At 69.8% G+C, this 26,351-nt stretch carries 27 protein-coding genes and 1 pseudogene; 14 read left to right on the top strand and 14 right to left on the bottom strand.

Annotated elements, in window-relative coordinates:
• Nucleotides 1-54: 54 nt before the first annotated feature.
• A complete protein-coding gene (locus tag FHX68_RS13865; RefSeq protein ID WP_141380785.1) occupies nucleotides 55-405 on the bottom strand; it encodes a hypothetical protein in 351 nt (116 codons plus the stop codon).
• Nucleotides 406-530: 125 nt separating this feature from the next.
• Between FHX68_RS13865 and FHX68_RS13860 the strand changes: the two genes are divergently transcribed.
• From FHX68_RS13860 to FHX68_RS13845, 4 genes and pseudogenes are all read left to right on the top strand, one after another.
• Nucleotides 531-926, top strand: a complete 396-nt coding sequence (locus FHX68_RS13860; RefSeq protein WP_141380784.1) for a VOC family protein — start codon at nucleotides 531-533, stop codon at nucleotides 924-926.
• Nucleotides 923-1,276, top strand: a complete 354-nt coding sequence (locus FHX68_RS13855) for a TraR/DksA family transcriptional regulator (RefSeq protein ID WP_141380783.1) — start codon at nucleotides 923-925, stop codon at nucleotides 1,274-1,276. The genes FHX68_RS13860 and FHX68_RS13855 overlap by 4 nt, the downstream gene beginning before the upstream one ends.
• A gap of 90 nt (nucleotides 1,277-1,366) precedes the next feature.
• Nucleotides 1,367-1,927, top strand: coding sequence for a DUF6609 family protein (locus FHX68_RS13850; RefSeq protein ID WP_141380782.1), 561 nt, complete (start codon nucleotides 1,367-1,369; stop codon nucleotides 1,925-1,927).
• 14 nt (nucleotides 1,928-1,941) lie between these two features.
• Nucleotides 1,942-2,415: pseudogene (locus FHX68_RS13845) on the top strand (ABC transporter permease); the annotation flags it as partial.
• Between the two features lie 178 nt (nucleotides 2,416-2,593).
• On the opposite strand, the gene FHX68_RS13840 reads toward FHX68_RS13845, so the two are convergent.
• From FHX68_RS13840 to FHX68_RS13830, 3 genes are read right to left on the bottom strand one after another with little or no spacing between them, the layout of a single operon-like run.
• Nucleotides 2,594-3,997, bottom strand: coding sequence for an NAD(P)/FAD-dependent oxidoreductase (locus FHX68_RS13840; RefSeq protein WP_229661621.1), 1,404 nt, complete (start codon nucleotides 3,995-3,997; stop codon nucleotides 2,594-2,596).
• Nucleotides 3,994-4,446, bottom strand: a complete 453-nt coding sequence (gene sufU / locus FHX68_RS13835) for a Fe-S cluster assembly sulfur transfer protein SufU (RefSeq protein WP_141380781.1) — start codon at nucleotides 4,444-4,446, stop codon at nucleotides 3,994-3,996. Before sufU ends, FHX68_RS13840 begins: the two co-directional genes overlap by 4 nt.
• 2 nt (nucleotides 4,447-4,448) lie before the next feature.
• Nucleotides 4,449-5,750: a SufS family cysteine desulfurase gene (locus FHX68_RS13830; protein WP_141380780.1), complete on the bottom strand. Its 1,302-nt coding sequence runs from the start codon at nucleotides 5,748-5,750 to the stop codon at nucleotides 4,449-4,451.
• 90 nt (nucleotides 5,751-5,840) lie between these two features.
• On the opposite strand from FHX68_RS13830, the gene FHX68_RS13825 reads away from it, so the two are divergent.
• Entirely contained in the window at nucleotides 5,841-6,809 is a 969-nt protein-coding gene (locus tag FHX68_RS13825) for a hypothetical protein (protein WP_141380779.1), read from the top strand.
• A 41-nt stretch (nucleotides 6,810-6,850) separates the two neighbouring features.
• Here the strand turns inward: FHX68_RS13825 and FHX68_RS13820 are convergent, their stop codons facing one another.
• Entirely contained in the window at nucleotides 6,851-8,926 is a 2,076-nt protein-coding gene (locus FHX68_RS13820; RefSeq protein WP_141380778.1) for an APC family permease, read from the bottom strand.
• 50 nt (nucleotides 8,927-8,976) lie between these two features.
• Between FHX68_RS13820 and FHX68_RS13815 the strand changes: the two genes are divergently transcribed.
• Complete coding sequence (locus FHX68_RS13815; protein ID WP_141380777.1) at nucleotides 8,977-10,017, top strand: VanZ family protein; 1,041 nt, start codon at nucleotides 8,977-8,979, stop codon at nucleotides 10,015-10,017.
• 44 nt (nucleotides 10,018-10,061) lie between these two features.
• On the opposite strand, the gene FHX68_RS13810 is transcribed toward FHX68_RS13815, so the two are convergent.
• From FHX68_RS13810 to FHX68_RS13790, 4 genes are all read right to left on the bottom strand, one after another.
• The gene (locus tag FHX68_RS13810; protein ID WP_174799158.1) at nucleotides 10,062-10,982 is read right to left on the bottom strand and encodes a hypothetical protein; all 921 of its coding nucleotides are present in this window, start codon (nucleotides 10,980-10,982) and stop codon (nucleotides 10,062-10,064) included.
• Complete coding sequence (locus FHX68_RS13800; RefSeq protein WP_141380775.1) at nucleotides 10,979-12,193, bottom strand: amidohydrolase; 1,215 nt, start codon at nucleotides 12,191-12,193, stop codon at nucleotides 10,979-10,981. The genes FHX68_RS13810 and FHX68_RS13800 overlap by 4 nt, the downstream gene beginning before the upstream one ends.
• A 428-nt stretch (nucleotides 12,194-12,621) precedes the next feature.
• On the bottom strand, nucleotides 12,622-13,806 hold the full coding sequence (locus tag FHX68_RS13795; protein ID WP_141380774.1) for a LacI family DNA-binding transcriptional regulator: 1,185 nt from the start codon (nucleotides 13,804-13,806) through the stop codon (nucleotides 12,622-12,624).
• Between the two features lies 1 nt (nucleotide 13,807).
• Nucleotides 13,808-15,565 carry a glycoside hydrolase family 13 protein gene (locus tag FHX68_RS13790; RefSeq protein WP_141380773.1) on the bottom strand — a complete coding sequence of 586 codons (1,758 nt, stop codon included), beginning with the start codon at nucleotides 15,563-15,565 and terminating at the stop codon, nucleotides 13,808-13,810.
• Nucleotides 15,566-15,650: 85 nt separating this feature from the next.
• Here FHX68_RS13790 and FHX68_RS13785 point away from each other — a divergent pair, with 85 nt between their 5' ends.
• Nucleotides 15,651-16,169: an adenine phosphoribosyltransferase gene (locus FHX68_RS13785; protein WP_141380772.1), complete on the top strand. Its 519-nt coding sequence runs from the start codon at nucleotides 15,651-15,653 to the stop codon at nucleotides 16,167-16,169.
• Nucleotides 16,170-16,219: 50 nt separating this feature from the next.
• Here the strand turns inward: FHX68_RS13785 and FHX68_RS13780 are convergent, their stop codons facing one another.
• The 3 genes from FHX68_RS13780 to FHX68_RS16200 all read right to left on the bottom strand — a co-directional run bounded on the left by FHX68_RS13780 (nucleotide 16,220) and on the right by FHX68_RS16200 (nucleotide 18,607).
• Nucleotides 16,220-17,734 carry an IS1634 family transposase gene (locus tag FHX68_RS13780; RefSeq protein WP_141920313.1) on the bottom strand — a complete coding sequence of 505 codons (1,515 nt, stop codon included), beginning with the start codon at nucleotides 17,732-17,734 and terminating at the stop codon, nucleotides 16,220-16,222.
• Nucleotides 17,735-17,813: 79 nt separating this feature from the next.
• Nucleotides 17,814-18,002 carry a hypothetical protein gene (locus FHX68_RS13775; RefSeq protein ID WP_141920311.1) on the bottom strand — a complete coding sequence of 63 codons (189 nt, stop codon included), beginning with the start codon at nucleotides 18,000-18,002 and terminating at the stop codon, nucleotides 17,814-17,816.
• 479 nt (nucleotides 18,003-18,481) lie between these two features.
• Complete coding sequence (locus FHX68_RS16200; protein WP_280525048.1) at nucleotides 18,482-18,607, bottom strand: hypothetical protein; 126 nt, start codon at nucleotides 18,605-18,607, stop codon at nucleotides 18,482-18,484.
• 113 nt (nucleotides 18,608-18,720) lie between these two features.
• On the opposite strand from FHX68_RS16200, the gene FHX68_RS13770 reads away from it, so the two are divergent.
• Nucleotides 18,721-19,695 carry an IS481 family transposase gene (locus FHX68_RS13770; protein ID WP_141920076.1) on the top strand — a complete coding sequence of 325 codons (975 nt, stop codon included), beginning with the start codon at nucleotides 18,721-18,723 and terminating at the stop codon, nucleotides 19,693-19,695.
• Between the two features lie 630 nt (nucleotides 19,696-20,325).
• Here FHX68_RS13770 and FHX68_RS13765 read toward each other — a convergent pair.
• Nucleotides 20,326-21,831, bottom strand: a complete 1,506-nt coding sequence (locus tag FHX68_RS13765) for a tyrosine-type recombinase/integrase (protein ID WP_141381250.1) — start codon at nucleotides 21,829-21,831, stop codon at nucleotides 20,326-20,328.
• 65 nt (nucleotides 21,832-21,896) lie between these two features.
• Between FHX68_RS13765 and FHX68_RS13760 the strand changes: the two genes are divergently transcribed.
• From FHX68_RS13760 to FHX68_RS13740, 6 genes are all read left to right on the top strand, one after another.
• Nucleotides 21,897-22,697, top strand: coding sequence for a hypothetical protein (locus FHX68_RS13760; RefSeq protein WP_141920309.1), 801 nt, complete (start codon nucleotides 21,897-21,899; stop codon nucleotides 22,695-22,697).
• A complete protein-coding gene (locus FHX68_RS13755) occupies nucleotides 22,690-23,097 on the top strand; it encodes a hypothetical protein (RefSeq protein WP_141381252.1) in 408 nt (135 codons plus the stop codon). Before FHX68_RS13760 ends, FHX68_RS13755 begins: the two co-directional genes overlap by 8 nt.
• 10 nt (nucleotides 23,098-23,107) lie before the next feature.
• Nucleotides 23,108-23,815 (top strand): BglII/BstYI family type II restriction endonuclease, encoded by a 708-nt coding sequence (locus FHX68_RS13750; RefSeq protein WP_141381253.1) that lies wholly within the window; start codon nucleotides 23,108-23,110, stop codon nucleotides 23,813-23,815.
• 24 nt (nucleotides 23,816-23,839) lie between these two features.
• Nucleotides 23,840-24,694 carry an MT-A70 family methyltransferase gene (locus FHX68_RS13745; protein WP_141381254.1) on the top strand — a complete coding sequence of 285 codons (855 nt, stop codon included), beginning with the start codon at nucleotides 23,840-23,842 and terminating at the stop codon, nucleotides 24,692-24,694.
• Between the two features lie 12 nt (nucleotides 24,695-24,706).
• Nucleotides 24,707-24,865 carry a hypothetical protein gene (locus FHX68_RS15350; protein WP_170214281.1) on the top strand — a complete coding sequence of 53 codons (159 nt, stop codon included), beginning with the start codon at nucleotides 24,707-24,709 and terminating at the stop codon, nucleotides 24,863-24,865.
• Between the two features lie 146 nt (nucleotides 24,866-25,011).
• Nucleotides 25,012-25,476 carry a hypothetical protein gene (locus FHX68_RS13740; protein ID WP_141381255.1) on the top strand — a complete coding sequence of 155 codons (465 nt, stop codon included), beginning with the start codon at nucleotides 25,012-25,014 and terminating at the stop codon, nucleotides 25,474-25,476.
• 4 nt (nucleotides 25,477-25,480) lie between these two features.
• On the opposite strand, the gene FHX68_RS13735 is transcribed toward FHX68_RS13740, so the two are convergent.
• Entirely contained in the window at nucleotides 25,481-26,041 is a 561-nt protein-coding gene (locus tag FHX68_RS13735) for a recombinase family protein (protein WP_141381256.1), read from the bottom strand.
• Nucleotides 26,042-26,351: the final 310 nt, after the last annotated feature.

Raw genomic sequence — 26,351 nt, 5'->3', positions numbered from 1 at the left:
GGGGATGGGACCCAGTCTAGCCGCGCGTGCCCTGGCGACGGATGCCCCCGTGGCTCACTCGTCCGCGCCGCCGATCACCCCGATGCCGGTGGCCTCGTGGCTGGGTTCGCCGGCGCTCGGCGAGACGGTTCCGGGCTCGGCGGGCGCCGGCGCGGGAGTCTCGTCGGGCGAGGGGACCGTCGGTTCACTCGGGGTGGGGGCGCCGGGCTCGGTCGGCGACGGCACGGTCGGCTCCGACGGGTTCGGTGCGAGCGGCTCCTCGCCGGGCTCCTTCTCGGTGCTCGGCTCGGCGAGCTGCTCCGTCGTCGGCTGGGCCGTCGAGTTCGGGTCGGCGGCCTGGCCTGCCGCACCGGCCGCGGCCTCGGTCGTGGCGTCGTCGGGGGCGGTGGAGTTCGGGTCGGACATGATCTCTCCTTCGATGGGGCGTGTGTCCGAGTCTGCGCCGCCGGGCGCGGCGGGGGAGGGGGGTTGACACGGGCCGGACAGGTCGGGGTCTCGCGCGTGTCGGCGCCCGGTCGTAGAGTCGGCGCATGACCGGGATCACGCCCTATCTGCACTTCGACGGAACGGCCCGAGCGGCGCTGGAGTTCTACCGAGACGTCTTCGGCGGTGAGATCGTGCTGCACACCTTCGCCGAGCTGGGCCGCGACGACGGGCCGGCCGACGCTGTGGCGCACGGCATGCTGCAGGGTCCCGTCGAGCTGTTCGCCTCGGACACGGCGCCCGGCGAGGAGACGACGGTGCTCCGAGGCATCCAGTTCGCCCTGCTCGGCACGGCCGAGCCCGCGGTGCTCGAGGGGTGGTTCGCCACGTTCGCCGCCGACGGGGGTGTGCTCGACCCGCTCGCGCTGAAGCCCTGGGGCGACCACGACGGGCAGGTGCGCGACCGGTTCGGGGTGACCTGGCTCATCGGCTACCAGGGGTGACCGGCTCCGATCCGCGGGCGGCGCTCCGCGCGCGGGCGGCGGAGCTCGACGCGCTGCTCGCCCGCCTCGATGCCGACGAGAGCGCGGTGCGCGCCGACCGGGCCGACGCGACCGCCGACGACGAGCACGACCCGGAAGGCTCGACGCTGTCGGGGGAGTGGCAGCGCATCGAGGCGCTGCGCCGGTCGGCCGCACTCGAACGCGCCGACGTCGACGTGGCGCTCGCGCGGGTGGATGCCGGCACGTACGGCATCTGCGAGGTGTGCGGCCGGGAGATCCCGGCGGCGCGGCTCGAGGCGCGCCCCTTCGCGACGCGCTGCGTCGCGTGTGCGGAGCGTCGCGGAGGTTGAGCGCGGTCGGCGCGCAGAGGATGCCGGGCGTGTGATCCGGCGCCGGGGCGGCCCCTCGCCAGTGTCACCGGGCGGACGTAGAGTCTGGCCATGTCACTGATCGACGATGCCTACCCCCGCGACCTGGTGATGACGGCCGCGATCTTCGGCGTCGCGGCCTTCGTGTGGTCGGGGTGGGCGCAGGAGAGCCCGCCGCGGGCCGTGGTGTGGCGCGTCGTGGTGGCCGGGCTCGGGGTGACCGGACTCGTCGTCGCGGGTTTCGCGATCCCGCTCGTGGTGCGGCACTGGTCCGCCGGGACGGCGATGCGCTTCCAGGGAACCGCGTGGGTGGCCTACCTCATCGTGGTCGCGATCGAGGTCGTCGCGTGTGTCGCGCTCGTCGTGTGGGTCACCCTCGCCCGACGCAGCGATCTGATCGCGCCCCTCATCCTCGCGGTCGTCGGCATCCACTTCGTGCCGCTCGCGTTCGTGTTCGGGCAGCCGATCATGGCGTGGGCGGGCGCCGCGCTGACCGTCATCGCCGTCGTCGCGGCGCTGCTCCCGGCATCCGACATCGCCCGCAGCTTCTGGTGCGGACTGCTCGGAGCGCCGGTGCTCCTCCTCGCCGCCATCCCGTGCCTGCTGGTCGGCCGCGCGGCGCTGGCGTCATGACGAGGTCTTGACGGATCGCACGGTCGGCGGGACTGTGGGCGCACGTGCTCACCTCGCTCGTCGCGAACCTGGTCTCGGTCGTCCTCGTCCTGGGCGTCGCGCTGCTGCTCGGGTTCCGCAGCTCGGCGGGAGCGCCGGCGTGGCTGGCGGTGACCGGCATCCTCGTCCTGTTCATCCTCGCGCTCACCTGGGTGGCGGTCATCGCCGGGCTCGCTGCCAAGACGGTCGACGGGGCGAGCGCGTTCAGCTACCCGCTCATCTTCCTGCCGTTCATCAGCTCCGCGTTCGTGCCGACGACCTCGATGCCCGCGCCGGTCGCCTGGTTCGCCGCGAACCAGCCCGTGACCCCGATCGTCGACTCCATCCGCGCGCTGCTGACCGGTCAGCCGGTGGCGGCCGATCTGTGGATCGCGCTGGCGTGGCTCGTCGGAGTGCTCCTGGTCGCGTACGCCGCCGCGATGGCGATCTACCGCCGCCGCGGGCGCTGAGCGCCCTCAGCCGAGGATGCCTCGGCGCGACTCTCGCTCGGTGCTCGACCCCAACTGCAAGGCCTGCGGCGCGACACGCCGGGGCCGAGCCCCGCTTGGCGGCGTGTCGCGCACGATCCCTTGCAGTTCGGGCGGGGCCGGGGCGATGGGCGCGGCGCGGGCGACGGGCGCGGGCGGGTCAGCCGGCGTCTTCGGCGGCGGCCGCGTCGACGGCGGAGCGCTCGGCGGGGCTGAGGCGCCGGCGCTGCGCCTTCGAGGGGCGGATCGCCGGCACGTCGCCGACGATCGGCACCGGCGCGCGGTGCAGGCGCGCGCCGTAGCGGGCGACGAGCCCGACCATGACCTGCAGCTTGTTGCGCGGGCCGAGCAGGCTCGAGATGTGCACGAACAGCCACACGAACCAGGCCGGGCGCCCGGTGAGTGGCACGATGCGGCGCAGCAGCGGCACGCGCTGGAGGATGCCGATGCTGTGCAGCACCGGCAGGTTCGCCACTCCGGGCACCTCGCCCACCGCCGAGCGGCGGCCGATGATCGCGAGCTGCCCCTTGTCGTAGTACTCGAACGGCTCGGTCGGCTCCCCCGCCAGCAGCCGCTGGATCTGCCGTGCGACGTGCGCGCCGCCCTGGATGGCCGGCTGCGCGAGCTGCGGCAGGTCCTGCGGCGTGATCGCGACGTCGCCCGCGGCGAAGACGCCGGGGAGCCCCTCGACCTGCAGGTCGGCGCCCACGCGGATGCGGTCGCCCTCGTCGAGCGGCAGGCTCCAGTGGCGCACCTCCTCGTGCGGGGCGACGCCGGTCGCCCAGATCGTGAGGTCGGAGGGGAGCACCGTGCCGTCGGAGAGGCGCACCGAGTCGGGGCACACCTCCTCGACCCCCGCGCCCAGGCGCACCGTCACGTCGCGGCGGCGCAGCTGGGCCGCCGCGTAGGTGCGCAGCTTCGGCAGGAACGGCTTCAGGATCTCGCTCCGCTGCAGCAGGGTGATACGGAACGCGTCGCCCTCCAGCTCGGGGTAGGCGGGCTCGAGGCCCTGGTCGCGCAGCTCCGCGAGCGCTCCGGCCATCTCGACCCCGGTCGGGCCGCCGCCGATCACGACGACCGACAGGCCTTTGTCGCGGTCGGGGCGCACCGCGGCGCGCTCCAGGCGGGTGAACAGGGTGTCGCGGATCGTGATCGCCTGCGACCGCGAGTACACCGCGAACGAGTTCTCCTTCGCCCCGGGGGTGCCGTGATAGGCGGTCGTCACCCCATTGGCCAGCAGCAGGTAGTCGTACGCCAGTTCCTGCCCGTCGAGCAGGCGCACGGCACGGGCATCCGTGTCGATCTCCATCAGGTGCTCGTGCACGACGTCGAGGTTCGGCTGCTGCGCGCGCAGGCTTCGCAGGAAGTGCGTGACGTCGCCGGGGTTCAGTCCGCCGGTGGCCACCTGGTAGAGCAGCGGCTGGAACGTGTTGTAGATGCGCCGGTCGACGAGGGTCACCCGCACGGGGGCGTGGCGCAGGGCGCGGGCGGCGCTGACCCCTGCGAAGCCGCCGCCGATGATGACGATGTGGGGCAGGTGCGCGGATGCCTCGGAGTGGCTCATGCCTTGGCGATCGCGTCTTCGAGGGCGACCCACGCGAGCATGGCGCACTTCACCCGTGCCGAGAACTTCGAGACGCCGGACAGGGCGGCGGCGTCGCCGTAGACGTCTTCGTCGAGCTCGATCTTGCCGCGCGAGCGCAGCGCCTCGCGGAAGCCCTCGACGAGCGTCACGGCGTCGGCGCGGCTGATGCCCTCCTCGGCCACGAGGTCGGAGAGCATGGATGCCGAGGCCTGCGAGATCGAGCATCCGCGACCCTCCCACGCGACGCCGGTGATGGTCTCGCCGTCGACGTGGGCGCGCAGGGTGATCTCATCGCCGCACACCGGGTTCTTCTGGTACGACTCGCCGGTCGTGCCGGCCGCGTCCTCCGCGGTGCTCAGCCCGAAGTGCTGCGGGTGCTTCGAATGGTCGAGGATCAGTTCGCGATAGAGCGCGTCGAGCTCGTTCATGGTCAGACTCCGAAATAGGGACGGATGCCGCTGACGGCATCGAGGAAGACATCCACGTCATCGGCGGTGTTGTAGAGGGCGGTCGAGGCGCGCACCGAGGCGGTGATGCCGAAGCGGCTGTGCAGCGGGGCGGCGCAGTGGTGGCCGACCCGCACGGCGACGCCGCGCGCGTCGAGGAACTGGCCTGCGTCGTGCGCGTGCACGCCGTCGACGTCGAACGACCAGAGGCCGACCCGTTCGGCGCCCTCCGCATCGCCGAGGAGGCGGATTCCCGGGATCTCTACGAGCCCGGCGCGCATGCGCTCGGCGAGCATCGTCTCGTGCGCGTGGATGCGGTCGAGACCGACCCCGTCGAGGTAGCGGACCGCGGCGGCCAGGCCGATCGCCGGGCCGATCGGCTGAGTGCCGGCCTCGAACCGCTGCGGCGGGGCCAGGTACTCGGCGTGATCGAGGGTCACGGTCGTGATCATCGAGCCGCCGGTGAGGAACGGGGGCATCGCCTCGAGTACCTCGGCGCGTCCGTAGAGGCCGCCGACGCCGTAGGGCCCGAGCATCTTGTGGCCGCTGAAGACGGCGAGGTCGACGCCGAGCGCGGGGAGGTCGAGCGGGAGGTGCGGGGCCGACTGGCAGGCATCCATCACCGTCAGCGCGCCGACGCGCCGGGCGAGCGCGATGAGCTCGTCGACCGGGTTGACGATGCCGAGCACGTTCGAGACGTGCGTGAACGCGACGATGCGGGTGCGCTCGCCGATGATCTCCGACGCGGCGTCGAGGTCGAGGGTGCCGTCGTCCCGGGCGGGGATGTGTCGCAGCACCGCGCCGGTGCGCGCGGCGAGCTCCTGCCACGGGAGGAGGTTGGCGTGGTGCTCGATGGCCGTCGTGACGATCTCGTCGCCGGGGCGGAGGGCCAGACCCGCGGATGCCGGTGCGCCGCGCCCGACCGACGCGTTGCCGATCGAGTAGGCGACGAGGTTGAGGCCCATCGTGGCGCCGCTCGTCCAGACGAGCTGCTCGGCCTCCGCGCCGACGAAGCCGGCGACCGTCGCGCGGGCGTCTTCGAACAGGTCTGTCGCCTCGGCGGCGAGCGTGTGCGCGCCGCGGTGCACAGCCGCGTTCGCGTGCGTGAGGAACTCGCGCTCGGCGTCGAGCACCGCGAGCGGGCGCTGGCTGGTCGCGGCGGAGTCGAGGTAGACGAGACGGTGGCCGTTCACCTCTTCGGAGAGGATCGGGAAGTCCTCGCGCAGCCGGGTCGCGTCGAGCGGGTCGACGGCGGACGCGACGGTCTGAGGGGTCGAGGAACTCACCCGTCTAGGCTACGCCCCGCCCGCGTGCCCGGCGCCGTGGGGGTGAGGGGTGCGGGGGAGTAGGGCGGCCTGCCGTGGCACGCTGGGGGCATGACCGATGCTGACGCCGCCGTCGAGATCCTCCGCCGCGCCGCCGAAGACCGCTCCGCGCACCAACACCTCGGGGCCCGCGTCGACGCGGCCCGCACTCTCGTCGACGCCCGCCGGGCCGAGCGCGATGAGCTGCAGGAGCGCCTTCGCGTGGAGGAGGCCGACGTCCGGCGCATCGAGGGGATCTCGGCGGCACGCCTGTGGGCGACCCTCCGCGGGGATGCCCCGGAGCAGGCGGCCCGCGAGCGTGCCGAGCGCGACGCCGCGGCGCTCGCCGTCGCCGGCGCCGAGGCACGTCTCGCGCAGGCGGGCGCGGAGCTCCGTCGGGTGAGCGCCCAGCGCGCCGAGCTCGGCGACGTGGAGGAGCGGTACGCGGGGGCGCTCGCCGAGTACGAGCGGATCGTGACCGCGGGGGCGGCGGGAGACAGCCTCGGCACCGTGGCATCCGACCTGCGCATCGTCGCGGCCGACATCGGCCGCGCGCGTTCCGACCTGCGGGAGGTCGATGAGGCCGTCGCCGCGCTCCGCGCCGCGATGAGCGCCCTCGAGGAGGCGCGCACCCGTCTGCAGAGCGCGGGCGGCTGGTCGACCTACGACACGTTCTTCGGCGGAGGGATGCTCGCCGACCTGATGAAGCACAGTCGCATCGAGGAGTCGGCGGATGCCTTCGCGCGGGTGAACCGCGCCCTCGAGCGCCTGCGGATCGAGCTCGCCGACGTCGGCGTCTCGCCGGTGCAGGGCGTCGAGATCTCCGACACCCTCGGCGTGTTCGACGTGCTCTTCGACAACGTGTTCGCCGACTGGATGGTGCGGGAGCGCATCGCGCAGGCACGCGAGCAGGCGGTCACGCTGCAGGTGCGCCTCAGCGAGCTCGACGTCGCCCTCGCGAACCGGCGCCTCGAGACGGCGGAGCGGCTCGCCGCGCTCGCCCGCCGCCGTGAGGAGCTGCTGCTGACCGCCGCGTCGTGAGGGGGGCTCTCCGCGACGCGTCGTGAGCCGCGCCGGCCGGGTTACGGTTCGTCGTCGGTGTGGGCGACGAGGCCGTACGAGGTGATCCGCCCGGCGCGGTCGTCGCCCGGCAGCGGCCGCGAGCGGCGGCCGTAGATGAGCTCCGACGAGTCGAGCATCCAGGGCACGAGCGTGATCTGCACGCCGTGCACCATCATCAGCTGCTGCGCGATGCGTCGCGCGCGACGGTTGTGCAGCAGGCTCTCCCACCAGTGCCCGACGATGTACCGCGGCAAGTAGACGGTGACCACCGACGATCCGTGCTTCTTGCGGTACTCGGTGATGAACTGGGCGAGCGGCGCCGCGTACTGCCGGTACGGCGACTCGATCACGAGCAGCGGCACCGGCATGTGGTGGAACTGCCACTCCTCCTGCACGTCGCGGGCGTCGTCGGCGGTGACGGCGATGTGCACGGCGAGGGTCTTGTCGTGCTTGGCGGCGAGGGCGTAGTCGAGGGCCTTCGCGACCGGCTTCTGCAGCTTGCCGACGAGCACGATCGCCACATCGCCGGTGGCGCCGAAGTGCACATCGTCATCCATCGTGATCTCGTGCTCGACGTCGCGGTAGTAGCGGTGCACGCCCACCAGGAGGAACGACAGCACCGGGATCGCGAGGAAGACCAGCCACGCCCCGTGCGTGAACTTCGTAATCGTCACGATGACGAGCACGACGACGGTGAAGGTCGCCCCGAGCGTGTTGATGAACAGGCCCGACCACGCCTCGCGTCGCGCGGCGACGGCGGTGCTCGACGTGCCGCGCGCCAGCAGCCGCAGCTCGCGCCGCCAGTGCCGGACCATGCCGATCTGGCCGAGCGAGAACGACACGAACACGCCGATGATGTAGAGCTGGATGAGGGTCGTGAGCTTCGCCTGGAAGAGGATCAGCACGAGCACCGCGGCAAGGCCGAGGATGATCATGCCGTTCGAGTAGACGAGGCGGTCGCCGCGGGTGTTCAGCGCCTTCGGGGCGTAGCCGTCGCGGGCGAGCACCGAACCGAGCAGCGGGAACCCGTTGAACGCGGTGTTGGCGGCCAGCAGCAGCACGCAGGCGGTCGCGGCCTGCACGACGTAGAAGAGGATGCTGCCGCTGCCGAACGTGGCCGCGGCGACCTGCGCCATGAGGCTCGGCTGCACCGCCGCCGTGCAGTCGAACCCGATGAGGTGGCAGGGGTTCTCGGCGTAGTGCACCCCCGAGATCAGGGCGAGCACGGTGAGCCCGGCGAACATCAGGATCGCGATCGAGCCCATCAGCACGAGGGTCGTCTGGGCGTTGCGCACCTTGGGGTTGCGGAAGGCGGGCACGCCGTTGGCGACCGCCTCGACGCCGGTGAGCGCGGAGCATCCACTCGAGAACGCGCGCAGGATCAGCAGGATGGTCGCGGCCTGGCTCAGGTCTTCGGCCTGCACGGCGAACTGGGCGCTGTCGGCGATGGGCGGATCGCCCAGCGCCCACCGGATGAGCCCGACCACGATCATGACGAGCACCGAGCCGATGAAGACGTACGTGGGGATCGCGAAGGCGGTGGATGCCTCGCGCACGCCCCGCAGGTTCACGAGGATGATCAGCACCACGAACCCGACGGCGAGCTCGACCCGCCACGGGTCGAGGCCGGGGAGGGCCGAGATGATGTTGTCGACGCCGGATGCCACCGACACGGCGACCGTCAGGATGTAGTCGACGAGCAGCGCCGCCGCGACGACGACGCCGGTCTTCTCACCGAGGTTCGTGCGCGCGACCTCGTAGTCCCCGCCGCCGGAGGGGTACGCCTTGATGAGCTGGCGGTAGCTCAGCACGACCACGATGAGGAGCGCGACGACCGCCGCCGCGACCCACGGGGTAAACGCCAGGAACGCCGTGCCGCCGATGAGCAGGATCATGAGGAGTTCCTGCGGCGCGTAGGCGACCGACGAGAGCGCGTCTGAGGCGAAGATCGGCAACGCCATCTTCTTCGGGAGCAGCTGGCCCTCGAGTTCTTCACTCGTCAGCGGCTCGCCGATGAGGATGCGTTTGGCGATGGGGGTCTCGTCGGCCCCCGCCCTGTCATCCCCGCGGTTTTCATCGGTCACGGCGGGCGACATTACGCGCCCCGGCGCGCGTGCGCAATCCGGCGACCTGGAAGTATCGGGGGATGGGCAACGAGGTGTATTCGGCGGCGATCGCGATCGGGCTCGGCGTGCTCGTCGGCACGGCCCTGTTCGTGCCGTTCGTGGCCGTCAGCTACCGCCGTCGCGGGCGCCTCACGCTCGGCCGGTCGGCGCTGTGGGCGGCGGCGCTCGTCCACTTCCTGGCGATCTGGACGTACACACTGCTGCCCCTTCCGGACGCCGCTTTCTATGCCTGCGCCGGGGTGAACCTCGACGTGTTCGCGTTCGTCGACGATCTGCGCGCGGCGCGCAGCGTGACCGATTTCGCGGTGCTGCAGCTGGCGCTCAACGTGCTGCTCTTCCTGCCGCTCGGCTTCTTCCTGCGGGTGCTCGGCGGCAGAGGCATCCTCACCGCCCTTCTCGTCGGATTCGGGGTCTCGCTCGTGATCGAGACGACGCAACTGACCGGGGTGTGGGGGATCTACCCGTGCGCCTACCGCGTGTTCGACGTCGACGACCTGCTCATGAACACGCTCGGCGCGGTGCTCGGATCGGCGCTCGCGCTCGTCGTGCCGCGGCGGCTGCGCGGCAGCGCGGTGACGGATGCCGCCCGCCGGCCGCGCCCCGTCACGCGCGGGCGGCGGCTGCTGGCGATGCTGTGCGACTGGCTCGGCACCGTGCTCGTCGCCGGGGTGATGGGGATCGGCGTGCAGGTCGTGCTCGAGTACGTGGCGCGCGATCACGACGCGGTGCTCGACGGATCGCTCGCGCGGGCGGTGTCGAGCGCCGTGCCGATCGCGCTGTGGGCGATCGTGACGCTCGCGACGGGGCGGACGGTCGGCGACCTCGCCGTCGAGCTGCGGTACCGGGGCGGACCGCTGCCCGAGGCGCTCGCCCGTCCGCTGCGCTTCCTGGCGGGGATCGGCGGGTATCTGCTGCTGTCGCTGCTGCCCGCGCCGTGGTCGGTCAGCGCGACGGCGTTCGCCGTGGCATCCGTCATCGCCGCGCTGTCGACGCGGCAGGGCCGCGGCCTGCCCGGCCTCGTCACGGGCCGGGACGTCACCGACGCCCGGGCGGAGGCGTAGGCGTAGGCGGGGCTTGCGGGAGTGCGCTTGTGTCCGGCCCGCGATCAGCCGCCGGCGGCGAAGTAGTAGAGCACGGCGGTGACCGTGGAGCCGTCGGTGTCGGCGATCATGCTGTACTGCACGGGCGGGCCGACCGACGAGCGCGACTGGTCGAAGATGAACCGGATCGAGCCGACGTTGCCGCGCGGAACGTCCTGGCTCGGCCCGGCGGCGCGCACCGCCGTCACCGGCGAGCCGATCTTCAGTCCGTGCTCGGCGGTCATCGAGATCGGGCCGACTTCGTTGCGCGAGAAGGTGGCGTACGACGGCTGGGTGAACGTCGCGCGCTGCGCGCCGCCCGTGCCGTCGACCATGTCGTAGAGCAGGAAGCCCTCCCACTGGTACACCGTGTAGTCGGGGTAGCTGCTGCCGTCGCCCGGCTCGACGCGCTGCGTCGGTGCCGCGCCGAACGCCGCGGTGAGCTCCGTGACCGCGTCGGCGGCCTTGTCGCGCCACTCGTAGGAGAAGACCGTCTTGGCGTTCTTGTCGACGAGGGTGAAACCCGTGCCGCCGAACTTCAGCGCGACCGGAACGCCGACCGCGTCGGAGGATGCCGAGGGGCTCGGCGACGGCTGAGCGGTGGGCGCGGCCGTCGACGCATCGCTCGACGGCGTGTCTGCGGGGGAGGCGGTCGACGAGCCGCGGGTCAGGGCGAACCCGAGCGTCACGACGACGGCGACCAGCAGCACACCCGCGACGATCCCGAGGATCAGCGGCGTGCGCGAACCACCCTCGCCGTCGCCCTGTCCGCCCGACTCGCGGGGCGGCTTCGGCGGCTTCGGAGTCTTCGGCGGCTTCGGCTCCTTGGGTTCGCGCGGCGGCTTCGGCTCCTTGGGGGGTTTCGGCTCTTTGCGCGGACGCGGCGCCGGCGTCTCGTTGCCGCTCGGCTCGGGGGCGTCGGGCAGCCCGAGGTCGGCCCAGCTCATGCGAGGAACTCCCGCGCGGCCACCACGAGGGCGTCGACGCCGCGCTCGATCGTCGGGTGGAGGACGGGCGCGAAGAACGGCGAGTGGTTCGTCGGGATCTCCTCGTTGATCGCGCCGCGCGCGTACGCGTCGGCGAAGCGCTCCGGGTCGACCCCGCCCCAGAACCAGTAGACGAGTGGCACGCCCGCCTCGCGGGCGAACCACGAGACGTCCTCACTGCCGGTGAACATGCCCGGGTCGACGACGCTGCCCTCGCCGAAGGCACGTTCCCACGCGGCGACGAGGCGCGCCGTGGCATCCCCGTCGTTGATCGTCGGGGGCAGGGAGTGGAGCGTCGAGATGACGGGCTCCTCGGTCGCGCCGGATGCCTGGGCCTCGGCCCGCACGACGCGTTCGACCCGCGCCATCACGTCGGCGCGGGCGTCGTCGTCGGGGTAGCGGAGGCTCAGCTCGAGCGTCGCCTCGGCGGGGATGATGTTGTTCTTCAGGCCCGCGTGGATCGCGCCGACGGTCACGACCGCCATCTCGCGCGGGTCGATCTCGCGCGAGACGATGGTTTGCAGGCGCATGACGGTGGCGGCGGCCATGACGACCGGGTCGATCGTCGCGTGCGGGCGGGAGCCGTGTCCGCCGCGGCCGAGGAGGCGCACGGTCAGGCCGTCGGACGCCGCCATCTGCGTGCCCGGGCGCACGCCGATCGTGCCCGCCGGGAGCGGGGTCAGGTGCTGGCCGAGCACGATGTCGGGCTTCGGGAATCGGTCGAGCACGCCGTCGGCGATCATCGCCTGCGCGCCGGCGCCGTACTCCTCGGCGGGCTGGAAGACGGCGACGACGGTGCCCGACCATTCGTCCTTCGTGGCGAGGAGGCGTTCGAGGGCGCCCAGCATCGCCGTCACGTGCATGTCGTGCCCGCACGCGTGCATGACGGGGACGTCGGTGCCGGCGGGATCGATGCCCCGCGCCGTGGAGGCGTAGGCGAGGGCGGTCTGCTCCTCGACGGGGAGGGCGTCCATGTCGGCGCGCAGCCAGACCACCGGGCCGTCGCCGTTCCTGATCGCCGACGCGACGCCGGTCTTGCCGAGCCCCTCGACGACCTCGAGCCCGAGGACTCCGAGTTCGCGCGCGATGACGCCGGCCGTGCGCGTCTCCTGGAACGAGAGTTCGGGGTGGCGGTGCAGGTCGATGTACAGGGCCTCGAGGTCGATGCTCACCCTCCGACTGTAACCGGCGGCGCTGTTTTCGGCCTGTGCGGGTTTGCGGACTGGGCGGGGGTTCGGGAGGGCAGGCCGGAGTCCGGGCGGACGGGAGTTCGGACGGCAGGGGGTCGGGCGGGCAGGCGGGAGTCCGGGCGAGCGGGCGTTCGTAATGTCGGAGATTCGGGCCGCGGGGCAGCTGTGTGGTCCTTTCGGGGGCTCCCGCGCGCCGTTTCTCCGACGTTGTGAACCGGCGTGCGGGGTCACCGAGGCCGCGAGCGCGACAGGGTGGGGTGCCTCGGCGTCGCCGGCCGAGGGGGCGGCGGGCTGGGCGGGCTGGGCGGGCGTGCGTACGTAACGTCGGAGATTCGGGTCGTGAACGGCCGGTCGAATCGGTTCGGGGGGCTCGCGCGTCCGGGATCTCCGACGTTGTGAACGGGGGGAGGTCAGGAACGAGGGGGTGGGGCGGTGGTGCCGCGGGTGACGAGGGCGAAGGGGAGGGATGCGTCGACCTCGGATCCGTCGAGTGACTCGCTGCCGCCGGGTGCGCCGAGACCGCCGGGTGCGTCGAGACCCGCGGGTGCGCCCAGACCCGCGGGCGCGGCGAGACCCGCGGGCGTGGCGAGACCCGCGGGCGTGCCGGGGGCGCCCGCGGCGGGGCGGCCGAGGGCGGCGAGGATCGCGTCACCCGCTCGCTCGCCCTGGGCGTGCGGGAACTGGTCGATCGTCGTCAGGTCGAACAGCTCCGCCAGGTCGTGGCCGTCGACGCCGATCACGGAGAGGTCTTCGGGCACGCGCAGTCCGAGGTCGCGCGCCGCGGTCAGCACGCCGTAGGCCATCTCGTCCGAGGCCGCGAAGATCGCCGTCGGGCGGCGAGCCGCGCCGGTGCCAGCATCCGCCGCGCCGCCCCCACCGCCGCGGAGCAGCGCGACGGCCGCGCGGCGCGCGCCGTCGACGGTGAAGTCGCTCTCGACGAACCGGGCCGCGGCGCCTGCCGCGGCCATCGCCGCCTCGAACCCGGCGCGCCGCCGGGTCGGGATGTCGAACGCCGGCGCCCGACCGGCGACCCCCGCCCCGACGCTCTGGCCGATGTGGACGATCTCGCGGTGCCCGAGCGCCAGCAGGTGCTCCGCGGCCGCGCGGCCCACAGCGGTGTCGTCGACCCGCAGGGCGGGCAGCTCGCCGCGGGGCACACCGAGGCCCACGACCGGCAGGTCGAGCGTCTCGAGCGCCGCGACCTCGTCGTCGGTGAGCGCCACCGACAGCACGATCAGGCCGTCCACGCGCCCGCGGCGCAGGGAGGTCTCGAACAGCCGGCGGCGCTGCGCCGGGTCATCCGTGAGGTTGTACAGCGTGAGGTCGTATCCGCGCTGCGCGAGCCGCGCGGCGATGCCGTCGAGCACCGTCGCGAAGAACCACCGGTCCATGAGGGGCACGATCACGCCGATGTTCTCGGCGCGGCCCGACGCGAGCGACGATGCGGTGGCGGATGCCACGTAGCCGAGCGCGTCGGCCGCCGCCCGCACCCTCTGCCGGGTCGCCTCCGACGTGCGCCCGCGTCCGCTCAGGGCACGCGAGACCGTCGCCGTGGACACTCCGGCGGCGCGGGCGACATCGTCGAGGCTCGCCACGTCAGTCGCTGAGCATCCAGACCGCGGTGTCCACGGGCAGCGCGCCCGCACGTCCGGATGCCTGCAACGGCCCGCTCGAGACGAGCACCGTGCCGGCGGGGAGGGGCACCGCGGCATCCGAGGCGTTCGCGATCACGGTCACATTCCCGTTGCGGAATGCGATGACGTCGTCGCCGTAGCCGTCGAGCCAGGTGAGCTCCCCGGCTCCGAGACCCTCCGCGCGCCGCGTCGCGAGCAGCTGACGGTAGAGCCACAGCGTCGAGTCGGGGTCGCCCTCCTGCGCGTCGCGCGCGAGCGCCGCCCACTCGGCCGGCTGCGGCAGCCACGAGGCGCCCGTCGTGTTGAAGCCGTACGCGGCGCCGTCCGCCGTCCACGGAATCGGCACGCGGCAGCCGTCGCGCCCGTAGCGCTCGCCGTCGGTGCGGAACCAGGTCGGGTCCTGCCGCACCTCGCCCGGCAGCTCGATGACCTCCGGCAGTCCGAGCTCCTCGCCCTGGTAGACGTAGGCCGAGCCGGGCAACGCGAGCATCACCGTCGTCGCGGCGCGCGCCCGGCGCAGCCCCACCTCGGGGATCGGCTGACCCGGAGAAGACGGCCCGATGCCGTGGCCCTGCGGGTTCTCGGCGGTCAACGCGAGGCGCGACGCGTGCCGCACGACGTCGTGGTTCGACAGCACCCACGTCGCCGGCGCGCCGACGGCGGGGAACGCGCGCAGCGACTCGGAGATCACCTCGCGGATCGCCGGGGCGTCCCACTCGGTCATGAGATACGGGAAGTTGAATGCCTGGTGCATCTCGTCGGAGCGCACCCACTCCGCCGTCCGGTCGACGGTCGGCAGCCACGCCTCGGCGCACAGCGCCCGATCGCCGTCGTACTCGGCGAGCACGCGGTGCCAGTCGCGGTAGATCTCGTGCACGCCGTCCTGACCCCAGTACGGCACGTCGTCGTCGCCACCGCCCATGCTGTCAGCCGCCGGCTCAGCGGTCGAGGCCGCGGGCACGTGATCGGGCAGGCCGTCGGTCTTGACGAGGCCGTGCGCCACATCGACACGGAAGCCGTCGACGCCGCGGTCGAGCCAGAAACGCAGGATGCCTCGGAACTCGTCCTGCACCTCGGGGTTCGCCCAGTCGAAGTCGGGCTGGGTGGTGTCGAACAGGTGCAGGTACCACTGCCCGGGCGTGCCGTCGGGGTTCGTCGTGCGGGTCCACGCGGGGCCGCCGAAGACCGACTCCCAGTTGTTGGGCGGCTCGTCGCCGGCCGGTCCGCGCCCGTCGCGGAAGAGGTAACGGGCGCGCGCCGGGCTGCCGGGTTCGGCGGCCAGGGCCTCTTGGAACCACACGTGCTGGTCGGAGGAATGGTTCGGCACGAGGTCGACGATGACGCGGATGCCCCGGGCGTGCGCCGCGGCGAGCATCGTGTCGAAGTCGTCGAGGGTGCCGAACAGGGGGTCGATGTCGCGGTAGTCGGCGACGTCGTAGCCGGCGTCGTGCTGTGGCGAACGGTAGAAGGGGCTCAGCCAGACGGCGTCGACGCCGAGCGAGCGCAGGTCGTCGAGGTGCGCGGTGACGCCGGGGAGGTCGCCGATGCCGTCGCCGGAGGCATCCGCGAACGAGCGGGGGTAGATCTGGTAGATCACGGCGGTGCGCCACCACTCGGCGCCGGGGTGGTTGCCGCGCAGGTCGGGCGCCTCGGCGGTGGCCGCGGGGGAGGCCTCGGCGGGGGGCGGGGAGATCAGGGTGGAGGTCGGCTGCGACGTCATGCGCTCCAGTGTAAGCGCTTACGCAACCCGTTCGGTCGACGGCCGGGGCGCGCAGAGCCCCCTGCGGCGCGCGTACGCTGGTCCGGTGACGTCACAGGCCCTCCAGCGCGCCGAATCGCTCATCGCGACCATCCCCGACTTTCCCGAACCCGGCATCCTCTTCCGCGACATCTCGCCGCTCCTCGCGAATGCCGACGCTCTCCGCGCCTCGGTCGACGCGCTGATCGAGCCGTTCGCCGGTCAGTTCGACGTGGTCGCCGGCATCGAGGCGCGCGGCTTTCTGCTCGCCGGAGCCGTCGCGATCGCGGCCGGCGTGGGCATGGCCCCGATCCGCAAGGCCGGAAAGCTCCCGCGGCCGGCAGCCTCGGTCGACTACGCCCTCGAGTACGGCCGCGCGTCGATCGAGATGAGCGACGACCTCACGCCGGGGACGCGCGTGCTGCTCGTCGACGACATCCTCGCCACCGGCGGCACACTGCGCGCCGGTCAGCAGCTGCTCGCTGAGCTCGATCTGAAGCTCGCCGGCACCGCCGTGCTCATGGAACTTGTCGAGCTCGACGGGCAGGCGGCCTGCGGGCCGGTGCACTCCGTGTTCCAGGTCTGAGGGTGTTTCGGGGCTGAGAGTGTTCCGGGTCGGGCCTGAGTCGTGCCACTTTAGTGCGCCGCGTTCGGCAGGAGTTTCTCGGCGATATCGGCGGCCTCGCCTTCCAGCGGGGTCGTGGCCGTGATGCGCTGCCCGCGTAGCGAGATCACCGCGTCCCGGACCGGGCGCAGCGCTCGGACGATCCGCTTGATCGAGTAGTCCGATTTCTCCGTGACGTGCCGGGTGACCGCGAGAGCGGCGAACACGATCGTGAGGTGCGCCTCGATCGAGTCCCGCTCGTGATGGAACATCGGCCGCGCCTTGAGGTCGCTCTTCGCCATCCGGAACGACGCCTCGACACGGAACGGATCGTGATACGCGGCCACCACCTCGGCGCCGGTGAGCTTGTCGGTGCTGATCGAGGTGACGTAGCCCTTCAACCCGAGATACGAGCGGGCCTTCTCGACCACGGCCCAGTTCACGCCCGGCCGGGTGCCGCGCTCACCGAGGGTGACGAACCTGTCCTTCTTCGGCGCCCGCTGGCCGCCCGCGATCTGCTCGGCCCGGTCGATCTGCTTGTTCAACGTGACATTGTCGCGCTTCTCGCGCTTGCGGGAGTACTGCCAGACCACCCGCCGGTCCCGACGATACGCTCCCTTCCCCATCGGGCGGATCGTCTCGATGATCTGCCCGTCCTCGAACAGGTTCCCGACACTCTCGTAGTGCTCGGCGAGGTCTTTCGGCGCCGACCCCGTCCGGGAGGCGACGATGAAATCGAAGCCGGCGTCCTCGAGCGCGTTCAGGTTGCTCGCCGAGAGCATGCCCGCGTCGGCGACGACCACGACATCACTGTTCCCGTAACGCTTCCGGAACCCGTTCAGCACGGGCAGCAGCGTCGTGGTCTCGCCCCGGTTGCCCTCGAACGCATGGACCTCCAGCGGGAACCCCACCTGATCGACCAGCAGGCCGACGAGGATCTGCGGATCGACGCGCCGCTCCTTGCTCATCCCGACCTTGCGGAGCGCGTCCTCGTGCTCCGCCTCGAAATACAGCGTGGTCACGTCATACATCACCACCTGCAGCGCCCCGGCCGCCGTCACCTTCCGCAGCGCCGCGTCCGCGAGCTGCGATCGCCAGTCCTCCTCGACGCAACGCGCGAGGGTCCGCCAGATCGTGCGCAACGACGGCGACTTCACACCGATCTCCGCGAGCACCCGGATCGTGTCAGCCTTGCTGGTCGGCTCGATGATCCGCGCCAGCACGAGACGCTTGAAGCTGTCGGTCCCGACCGAGTCGAACCCGACCTCGCGGTAAGCGTGCTCGAGAACATCCCAGAGGACACGGGCCTGGGAGCCGACGATCTCCGGTGTCGCGGTCACCTTCTGCGGCGCGAGCCGGTCCAGATCGAACGCGAGCTGCCCGGCCTGGATCTTCGTGCGGGCGACCTCGAGGAGGAACTCGAGATCCTCGGGCGTGTGAGCGGAGCCGATGTGCTCGACGATCTTCTGCACGCCGTACTGCTTCGACGCGATCTGCACCGCTGTCGCGCCCGACGCGGTGCGCACCTTCCGGATGAACAGGCCCACGCAACACGAGTCTAGAACCCCGGTTTAGTGCGCCAGGCGGGCACTAAGCCAGCGCGAGATCCGCGGAAAATCAAGGATCTCAGGCCGTCCGGGAACCAAGTCGAGCAAAGATGGCACGAGTCAGGTCAGTGACCGGAACGACGACCTCACCGACGAGGACACCTGCGACTGCCACCACCAGCACGACGAGCGCGGCGGCGATCCAGACCCAGCGACGAGTCGGACGTGGTCGCGGAGCCGCGCCGACGGTCCTGTTCGCCTCGATCATCACTCGATCTCCATCTGATAATCGTTCTCAATAGGATCGGTGCCGACGGTACGGGATGGAGGCGGGCGGCTGAGAATTCTCATGCCGAATCAGCAAGAAGCATCCCGCGGACCGCACGGTGCGGATGAAGGCAGACGTCCCGAACCAGGTTCGCGCCCGGGGTCTCTGCGGTTCGATCCGTGACGTGAATGTGCATCCAGGCGCCGGCCTCGTTGAAGATGCTGGTCACCTGCACGGGCCGTGCGCCTGTCGCGGACATGGCGTTCGGGGTACGAGTGTCAAACTCGGCGGTCTCGCCCCGGCTGGATGTCAGGTCTGTTCACCCAGCCGCAGACGCAGTTTGCCGTGCGGGACGTACAACCATTCGTAGCCCGTCGTGGACGCGCAGCTCGGGAAGAGGAGCCCCGGGGCTGGGTCGGTGATCTGTAGGTGCTGACCGGTGCGTGCTCAGGTGATCTGCGTCCCTGACGCTCAACGAGTCACCACTGACCCGCCACACCAACCGGCGCCCAACCGCGGGTCTTGCGCAGGTGTATGTAGAGCAGCAGGCCCGCGAGCATGAAGCCGTAGTTGCCCTGCCCCAGCAACGCAACCCGGCGACGCATCCGAGCGAGGCCGCCCTGGTGTACTGACCCAGATCGTTGTTGACGTAGGAGAGACCTCCGGGGTCGAGTTGGAGCTGTCTAAGTTCTTCAGCTCAAACGCACGGAGGTCTCTCTTGTCTCACGCTAATGCCCGGCTGACTCCGGCCGGCCGGTTGATCATGGTTCAGCGCATCCAGTCGGGGCGTGCGGTCGCGCATGTTGCCGCGGAAATGGGGATCTCCCGCACGACCGCGTGGCGGTGGTGGCGCAGGTTCCGGGAGTGCGGCCCGGCGGGCCTGATCGATCGTTCCAGCGTCGCCCGCTCCCACCCTCGCCAGACCAAAGCGTGCGTGGAGGCGAGGGTGCGGATCATGCGGCACCTCACTCGGCGTGGGCCGGTGTTCATCGCTGACAAGCTCGGCTTGCAGGCCTCAACGGTCGGTAGGGTGTTGCGCCGCCACCACGTGCCGTTGCTGCGGGAGCTGGACCCGGTCACGGGGTCCGTGATCCGCGCGACCCGCCGATCCGCGCAGCGTTACGAGCATGATCATCCCGGGTCCCTGATCCACGTTGATGTGAAGAAACTCGGCCGTATCCCCGACGGCGGCGGATGGCGTCTGCATGGCCGCGGGCAACGTCCTGCGCGCAAGCGGGGCCTGGGTTACGACTACGTGCACACCGTCATCGACGACCATTCCCGAGTTGCTTACGCGGAGATCCACGACGACGAGAAAGGCATCACCGCCGCGGGTGTGCTCGAGCGGGCGATCGCGTTCTACGCGCGCCTCGGCGTCAAGGTCGAACGCGTCATCAGCGACAACGCGTTCGCTTACCGCCACTCGGCCGCGTTCAAGGCCGTGGTCGACGCGCACGGCATCCGACAGCGGTTCATCAAACCGCACTGCCCCTGGACCAACGGGAAAGTCGAACGCCTCAACCGCACCCTCGCCACCGAGTGGGCCTACGCCCGCCCCTGGAGCTCGAACGACGACCGAAAAGCAGGGTTGACGACCTGGCTCGACTACTACAACCTAGACAGGCACCACCTCGGCATCGGAGGCAGAACCCCCATCGACCGAATCAACAACGGTCGAGGTCAGTACAGCTAGGCGGCACTCGAGCGTGTGAGCGCAAAGTAGGTGCCCGCCGGAGCTACAGCCGTCTGCCAGCCGCTCAAGCGTCGCTAAGTAGCTGTCGGACATATGAGTCACTCCCCAGTCAACACGTCTGCGCCCTGCCCCGGCTCCTAACATATTCGTACCGCATCGACTGCGCCGCCTTCGACTGCGACGGGCTGTCGGCTGGCGCACATGCGTTCTCGCAACAGATCCGAGCCGCAGGATGTCGTGAGCGAGTTGTCCAGTAGGCCAGGGAGGGGACTTGCGGCTGCGTGCCGGTTTGGGTGTTGAGCCTGTATGCCCGGATCGACGGTGTCACGGACACGTGCTGTCTACAGCGAGCGGGAGGTGCGCTGCATCGAGCAGGCGCGCTCGATGCAGATGCCTTGCGTCGAGCCGCCAGAAAGCCAAAACGTCAATCTGATCGGGGCAAAGCTGTTCGAGGACTTACGCGAACAAAATCGCGTACTTCCGCGAACAACCCGTGGAGGGGCTGACGGGAATCGAACCCGCGCTGTCTGCTTGGGAAGCAGAAGGTATCAATCAGGTTTCAGAGAACGCCTGATAGATCGAGAAATATCGGTGACCAAGTTCCCCCAAAGCACGCATGAAGCACGCAGGTCACTGCACAAGCAGCGGTATCCCGTGCTCCGCGAGGGCGGCTTCGGCGTATGCGCGGCGTTCGCCGTCGAGGGGCTCGGAGCACGCCACCGCGACAGTTCGAGCGCTTGTGACCACGTCGAGCGCTGTGATGAACCAAGCATCCTCGGCGATGAGTCGATCCACGACCTCCCTGGCTTTCGCCTCCCGCGACGACACCGGATCAAGCGCGTCGAGGATCGCAGAGTGGTCCTCGACCTGTGCCTCGGCGGTCACGTAGTGGACAAGTGTCGCAGTCGTGCTGTGACCAAGGAGCCGCTGCGCTGAGGTCAGTCCCGCAGCAAGCCCGTGCTTCTCAACGAGTGCCTGCACGATCTGAGTCGCCACAGTCGCACGGAGCCGGTGCGGGTGTACGTCTTCCAGCAGCGGGAGATCAGCTTCGGCGCGCGCCTCATTGATTCGCCGCACCTCCCGGGCGAGCTCGTTGCGCCACGACTCAGGGACCACCGGTCGTCCTGTCGATGTCGCGAACAGGTGCGCATCGGGCTGCCTACCTGCGATGCGATGGCGGAGCATTTCGGCGATGCGCGGGGTTACGACGACAGTGCGCTCTCCCGACGCAGTCTTCGATCCGTCAACTGCGGCGAACCGCGCACCATCCCCATTCGCAACGCGCGCAATGTGCGAGCGAACCGTCACGGATCGAGCCTTGAGATCGATGTCGCGCACCCGGAGCGCAAGAAGCTCCGAGATTCGGAGTCCAGTCGCACGGAGAAGCACGAAGCTGTCGTGCAGACGGAGGGCGTCTACGCGGTTCCCCTTCGGGGTGAGAGTCGCGAGGTGCTGCTCGATCACGTCGAGGGTGGCTACGTCGAGTGGCTTCGGCTCCGGGCGTGGTGCGGGGAGGTCGAAAGACCCCCGCATCGGGTTTCGTGCGGACTCGATCAACCCGGCGTTCTCTGCGTGCTTAAACAGAGCCCGGAGGACATCGACAAGCGGCTTTGGTTGCACGTCGCCACTGCCGTCCGCGCGAGGTCGGGGCTCGTGGAGAAGGTCGTAAACCTCTGCGTGGGTGAGCGTGCCGACGCGACGGTCTCCGAGGCGACCCGCGAGGTAACGACGCCACACCTCGCGGTACTTGATCCGAGACGAGTCCGAAAGTGCCCGAGAGGTCGTGGCTCCGCGGCGCGCGAGGTCAGCCAGCCGATCCTCGTGAGTCCACCACCGCTCGAAAAGGGCAGCCATCGTCACGTCCACGCGTCGAGGGGCGACACCGAAACGCGCCTCTTCGACTGCCTGCTGCACCGCTTCGAGCGCCGCTGCCGCGCTGCCTGCGGAACGCTTGATTTGGAAGCGGCTGCCGTCTGCATCGGTGCCCTGCACGACATACACATGTGGGTCGCGCTTGCTCGCACGCTTCCGCGCGTACGGTTCGCCGAAGGTCGCGAGAGAGAGGTCGCGCGTGCTCGTGCGCGCCATGAGCACCCCCCTCTTCTCCGTCGAGGTCGACCATACCTGCGTGAGCACCGACCATGATGTGCGTGACCGGCGGGGCGACCGCGCACGTCTCCCCGCCGGTCGGAGAGGACAACGTGACCGAGCCGCAGGCGTTGCTTTACCTCGATGCGTCGATCCTTGCGCTGCCCGGGATGACGGAGTCGTGGATCGAGCGCTTAAACGACCTGACCGACCACGTCGCCTCGAACCGCTACGCGCTGGAGGTCACCGTCCTCATGCCGCCCCGGGTCTCGCGAACCGTGCGCATTCGCGCCCTCGCGGTGCACGCCGACATTCTCGGCACGTCGTCGGCAACCGCGCACTCTCGGGTCGCCGCGCTTACGCTCGACGCCGGTCCGCGACGACCGCGACGTGTCGCGCAGGTCTGGTGGCTGACCCTCGATCCCGGAGTGCAGCGCCCTCTCCTCGAACGTGCCGGGTCGCTGCCATTGCGCATCCTCCCGGGGCGCGACGGGATCGAGCCACCGCTGATCGAGGACGTGGAGGAGGTGCTCATCGGGTGGCAGCCGCCGCAGCGCGTCGCGGTCGAGCCTCCCGTCGATGCGGTTTACGTGCGTGAGCATGCACTCCCCGCCGACCTGCGCGAGTTCATCGCGTTCTCGCATGGCGCATCGCTGCACGGTGTCGTGCTCATCGTGCAGACGCCCGCAAGCGACGAGGTGCGCACGGTGCTGCGCGACGCCGGAATCCGCATGGGGTTCCCGCTGCATCCGCCGAGCAACATCCGGCGGCTCGTGTGGATCTCACGCGTCGCGGGACGAGAAGTGGTCCAGGACGAACGACTCGCGCCGTTCGCCGACGAGGTGATCCCTGTCCGTCCCCCGCGCGATGTGGCTGGGTGGAGCGCGCTTCTCGGGAGGCTGACTCGTGCGTGAGGCGGTGATCGTGCATGTCTCCGCGCTATGTGACCCGCTCCTCGACGCGGACGACCTGTTCTACGCTCTCGTTCACCTCGAACGAGCGCTTCGGTCGTGGGGTGTGCCGCTGCTCATCTACGTGCCGGGGGAGGCGTCGCCCTACGCGCAGTGGTGGGCGGCGTACCTCGAAAGCGCCGCGCTGCGCGTCATCGACGAACCGCTCGATGAGCGGCTGCGACAGGTGTGGTGGATCAGGGGCTGGGGCTGCGACGACGCGCCTCCGGTGCGTCGCGCGGACCGCGTGCGTGAGTTCGCTGTCGAGCCGGGAGCGGAGCCACGGTGGGGGAGCGTGCTCGATGCGGTTGCGACCTACCGAGCGCTCGTGGCGTACGGGCAGGAGGGGGCGCTCGGTGGGTAGATTGTGGCGCATGGACCTCACCACCTCATACGAGTCCGTCTTCGCATCGAGAACGCTCGCTCGTTACCAGTTTCGCGAGGTCCGCAACGCTGCCGCCATTCTCAAGGCGACCAATCCACGAGAAACGTGCATGATCGAGGGTGTGCTGAACGACTTCAAGTTGCTCAGTTCCGACCTCATCGACGCAGGTGGGTCCGAGTCCGCGCTGGCGAAACGCATCAACGGCTCCTTCCGAACGATGGGGTGGAGGGAAGCCCGCGTTGACACAGACATCGAGCTGAAGCTGCGCATCTTCCCCTACCGACCTGCGGGGGAGCGAGCCGTGACTGAATCGAGCACGTTGGTCTCCAATGAGGGATACAAGGTCGACAACTTCACCGGACGGATCGCTCTTGATCTCGAATGGAACGCCAAGGACGGCAACCTCGACAGGGACATCGGTGCGTACCGCGCCCTGTACGACGCGGGGCTGATCGATGCAGCCGTCCTCATAACCCGCACTCAAGCTGATCTGCGTGAGTTGGGGACGCGCCTTCGCATCGAGGCAGGCATCGAGCCCGAGGAGGCTCGAAAAGTCCTCGCGACAAGCACGACCACGAACATCGACAAGCTGCTTCCTCGCATGACGAGAGGAGATGGCGGCGGGTGCCCCATTCTCGCTGTGGCGATCTGTGCCGAAACGTGGGAGGACAGCGAAAGATCTAATAGTCAGATTTAGATCTCTGTCTGGTACTCTCTAATTGTGACCGAGACCGCCGACATCGCCCCCCTCCCCACCGTCGATGGAGGCTTCAAGACCATCCTCGCCGACCCACCGTGGCGTTTCGCCAATCGCACGGGGAAGGTCGCTCCGGAGCACAAGAGGCTCGACCGGTACTCCACGATGTCGCTCGACGAAATCTGCGACCTACCCGTAGCGGACGTGTCGGCGAAGAACGCGCACCTATATCTCTGGGTTCCTAACGCGATGCTGCCCGACGGGATTCGTGTCATGGAAGCGTGGGGCTTCCGCTACGTGTCGAACATCATCTGGGCGAAGCGACGCAAGGATGGTGGTCCGGACGGGCGTGGTGTGGGGTTCTACTTCCGCAACGTGACCGAGCCGATCCTCTTTGGGGTTCGCGGCTCTCAGCGAACCCTTGCACCTGCGCGTTCGACGGTGAACATGATCGAGACTCGCAAACGCGAACACAGTCGTAAGCCTGACGAACAGTACGACCTCATCGAGGCGTGTTCGCCGGGTCCGTTCCTCGAAATGTTCGCGCGTTACCCCCGCGAGGGGTGGAGTGCGTGGGGGAATGAATCCGGTGTGGAGGTTGAGCCGAAGGGTCAACAGCACCGCGGCTATGCCGGAGGAAGCTTTGATCAGGTGCCACTTCTAGATTCGTACGAGCGTATGTCGCCGCGCGTCGCCGACCGGATCGCGAACCTCATGCGCGAGGAGTACGAGCAGGGGCGTTCGATCCGCGACCTCGCCGAAGAGACCGAGTACAGCATCCAACGTGTGCGAACACTGCTACGCCGTAGCGGCGCGAAGATTCGTGCGCGCGGACGGGGTGCCGCTGACGACGACGCCGAGCTGGAGCAAGCGGTCTAGGTTCATCGACCGATGTCGCCCCTGTTCAAACGTCGCCGTGCGCTCGCCGCGCTCGAAGAGCGCGAGCGCCGGGGTGAGTCTTTCTGGTCAGACAGCTTCTCGCGCGAGACGCGAGTACGCCTTCAGTTCGTCATGAACAGCGAGGTCGGCGGGGATCATCGCATCCCATGACGCGCCGCTGTTGCTGACCATCGAGAAAGCCTGCCGATGGGCGTCCGCCGACCGGAGCAATACGGGAGATGCTCACAACGCCGATACCGCATCTGCTGAGGACGCCTGGTTCGCCATACATATCGTGGGAGCGATCATCCTGCGCCTTGCCCAAGCGACGCCACGCGGCGAAGCAGGGGAGTGATGCCTTTGATGTGGAAGTCGCTGAGCTTGCCACCGGCAATACTTTGATACATGATTACAAGTATCAAAGTAACCGAGTAGGCACTCAAGGGGACACGTTGGAACACATCATCATCAAGGTGAACGAGGATGCACGCAAGGTCGAGTGGTCCTTCGACGAGTGGATGGAACGCGGGCTCAAGTGGTGGCGAACGCGCGCCGACCGCGTGATCTCCTGCACCTATGCAGTCGTCGTTGACGCAAGCGGCACCGTGAGCGCCATCGGTGAGGTCATCGGAGTCCGAAAGGACCGGAACCACAACCCTGTCCGCATAGCAATCGAGATCGAGCCGCAGAGAGACAGCCCGTTGCTCGGCAAGAGAATCGCCGTGAACGCGTCGCGCAACCCAATCGAGTTCACGCGCGACATCCTCTACCTGGACGAGTAAGGGGTCAGATCTCGGCTGCAAGCGCCCGTGCCACGGTGCTCTTCCCGACCCCGAGCGTTCTCGCGATCTGCGCGTAGGACTTCCCGTCCAGGCGAAGGGACCGCGCCAGTTCGACTTGTTCGTAGTTGAGTGCCGGTGGTCGCCCGATGGGGGTGCCGCGCTCGCGCGCCGCTTGAACGCCCGCGGTTACTCTCTCCCGGATCACTTCTCGTTCCATCTCCGCGACGGCGGCGAGGATGCCGAGCACAAGGCGTCCCGTGGAGCCGGCTGTTGAGATCCCGTCGCTGACGGTTCGTAGAGTGACGCCGCGCGCGTCGAGGTCTTCGACCAGGGCGAGCACCGCGGCGGCATTGCGTCCGACGCGGTCGAGCCGCCACGCGACGATCTCGTCGCCATCGCGGGCGTGGTCGAGCAGCGCGCGGAACCCGGGACGCTCGGCGGGTGCGACGCTGCCGGACAGGGCTTCGTCTGACCACAGCTTCGTGACCCCCGCGCGTTCGAGCGCATCGCGCTGAAGGTCGAACGATTGGTCCTTGGTGCTCACGCGCAGATAGCCCAGCAGCATGTGTCCGTCCCCTCCCGAAAGTGTCCCGGAATCCAGAACATTCCGGCACGGGTATACGGGACGATCTGATCCTGAAATCGTGCGGGTGCGATGACCGCCGACCGACCGTCCCGGAACCTATAGATTGCGGTCCGGCTGCATCATGGTCGGTCGGAAGAGAGGGACGATGAATGCGGGTCGGGAATACGTTGAAACCATGATCGACGACGACGACGACCTGAGTTGGCTCATGGCACCTGCTCGACAGCAAACGCCAGCTCACCGCAACGTCGCCGAGAACACGCGATTGAGCTGGCGAGCCCGACCCCGC

Source organism: Microbacterium lacticum (genome assembly GCF_006716815.1).
In the GTDB taxonomy this organism is placed as follows: Bacteria; Actinomycetota; Actinomycetes; order Actinomycetales; family Microbacteriaceae; genus Microbacterium; species Microbacterium lacticum.
Note: the sequence above shows the minus strand (reverse complement) of the source record. Positions and strands in the feature narration are given on the sequence as shown.